The organism is Kitasatospora sp. NPDC091257 (genome assembly GCF_044757675.1).
GTDB classification, from domain to species: domain Bacteria; phylum Actinomycetota; class Actinomycetes; order Streptomycetales; family Streptomycetaceae; genus Kitasatospora; species Kitasatospora lactacystinica.
In genome coordinates this window covers 1-2,184 of record NZ_JBIVVI010001374.1, presented here as the reverse complement: position 1 = coordinate 2,184, position 2,184 = coordinate 1, and the positions used below count along the sequence as shown (strand labels likewise).

1 protein-coding gene is annotated in these 2,184 nt (G+C 72.9%); it reads left to right on the top strand.

All coding sequences use genetic code 11. The annotated features are described in order from the left end of the window. The first annotated feature begins 440 nt into the window (after positions 1-440). Positions 441-2,105 carry a PQQ-binding-like beta-propeller repeat protein gene (locus ACIQOV_RS38420; protein ID WP_401055414.1) on the top strand — a complete coding sequence of 555 codons (1,665 nt, stop codon included), beginning with the start codon at positions 441-443 and terminating at the stop codon, positions 2,103-2,105. Positions 2,106-2,184: the final 79 nt, after the last annotated feature.

Below are 2,184 nucleotides of genomic sequence, written 5' to 3'. Positions count from 1 at the left end.
GGGCCCGAAGGGCCGGCCCGGCCGGGGCGGCGACCGCGGCAATCGGAAGGAAGGGTGCGCGATGGCGGCGGAGGAGGAGGGGGCGCGGACGGCGGCCGACCGGCGCGGACCGGAGCGCCGGGGCGCGGGCGTGGGGGCGCGGTGATCGGGGGGTGAAGGTGTTGCGAGGCCTGGACCTGCGGAGACGGGGATCGGCCGTCCTGGCGGCGGCCGAAAACGACACACCACTAGCATGGTGCCCAATTCTCACCCGTCCCACCGGAGCCGTGGACGGCACCGGCAAGGGGACGCTTCCAGACATGACGGGGAATCAGATGGCAGGGGATCACCCTACGCCGGGGGCAGGCGAAACGCCCGGCAACGGTCCGCAGGACAACCGGGGCGTCTCGTTCGGGCGCCCGCCGGGCGGCGGTGTGGATCCGGCCGCCGTCGCGGACCAGATGACGCAGCTCGACGGCGCGGCCGTCCCGGGCCCGGTCGCGCCCGCGGGCCCGCCGCCCGCCCAACCGCCGGCACCGCCCGCGCAGCCGCCCGCCGGCAGCCCGGAGTACGCGGTGTACGCGCCGACCGCGACCGGGTTCCCCAGCCAGGCCCCGCCGCCGCCCGGCGCCGCCCCGCTCGGCCCGTACGACCCGGTCCCCGGTTCCCCGTACGGCGCCCCGGACGCCGGGCAGGCCTACAACACCGGCGGCTACAACTACCCGCAGCAGCAGCCCGGGTACAGCTACCCCGTCGCGCCCGTCCCTCCCAAGCAGCGCAACCCCGTGATGCTGTGGGGCGGGATCATCGGCGGTGTGCTGGCGATCTCGATCGTGGTCGCCCTGGTCGTCCTGCTCAAGGACCCGAAGCCCGAGCCCGATCCGGCCCCGGGCCCGGTCGCCGCCGACAACGGCGGCACCACCGACAACGGCGGGACCAGCAACGGCCCGACCCCCGGCCCCGGGCCCAAGGGCGGCAGCTTCAACGTCGCCTGGAGCGTCCCCAAGCCGGCCGGCGCGGACACCTCGAGCCAGCTGCTCGGTGTCTGGGGCACCGACAAGCTCGCCGTGCGCGTCGACGGTTCCGGCATCAAGGCCTACAACCTGACCGACGGCAAGGAGGCCTGGACCATCCCCGTCCCGGCCGGCAGCAAGGAGATGTGCACCGCCTCCTACGGCGCCAACTCCAAGGGCGTCGCCGCCGTCTCCTTCAACACCGGTGACAGCGACTGCTCCACCGTCGGCGCCATCGATCTGACCCAGGGCAAGCTGCTCTGGAGCGTCAAGGTCTCGGCCGACCGGATGTCCTCGCCGACCCTCAGCGTCACCGAGAACGTGGTCGCCGTCGGCGGCAACATGGTCGGCGCCCTGAACATCGCCAACGGCCAGCCGGCCTGGCAGTTCCAGCCGCGCGACAAGGACTGCTCGGTGCGCGGCAAGGCGGCCGGCGTCCAGATCGCGGTCAGCGACCGCTGCTACGGCACCACCGGCCCGAAGTCGCAGCTGGTCGTCGTCAACGCCGAGACGGGCAAGCCGACCAGCGCCCCGATCACCCTCACCGGCAGCATCGAGCAGGTCGACTCGGTCGTCCAGGACAAGCCGCTGGTGCTGCTGATGTCCAGCGGCCCGCAGGGCGACTACATCCTGCCGTTCGACAAGGACAACAAGCCGGGCAACCAGATGTCCGTCAAGGAGCCCGGTTCGGACAGCCTGCGCCTCTCCGGCCAGGACGAGGCCCTCACCCGCAACGTGGTCAGCGGCACCACGCTGTACGTCCAGGTCAGCGGCGGCAAGCCGGGCATCAACGCCTACGACCTGACCACCGGCAAGCGGCTGTGGGCGGCCACCTCCGGCTCGACGAGCAACGACATGCGCCTGGTGGCCGGGACCGACAAGGACGGCAAGGTCCGCGCGGTCGTCGACCAGGGCTACAACAAGCCGGCCCGGCTGGTGACGCTCTCGCCGACCGACGGCTCGCTGTCCGACCTCGGCACCATGACCATGCCGAGCAGCATGGGCATCGGCAGCAGCAGCTCCGAGTACCTGATCTCGGACGACGGCGCCGCGGTCTACGTGTTCCGCCGCTTCAGCGCCAGCGACGGTCCGCTGACCAAGTGGAAGAAGTGACGCCGGGCCGACGACCGACCGGCGACCGGCCGACGACCCGGGTGGACCGGGTGGACCGGGTGGACCGGGGTGACGACCG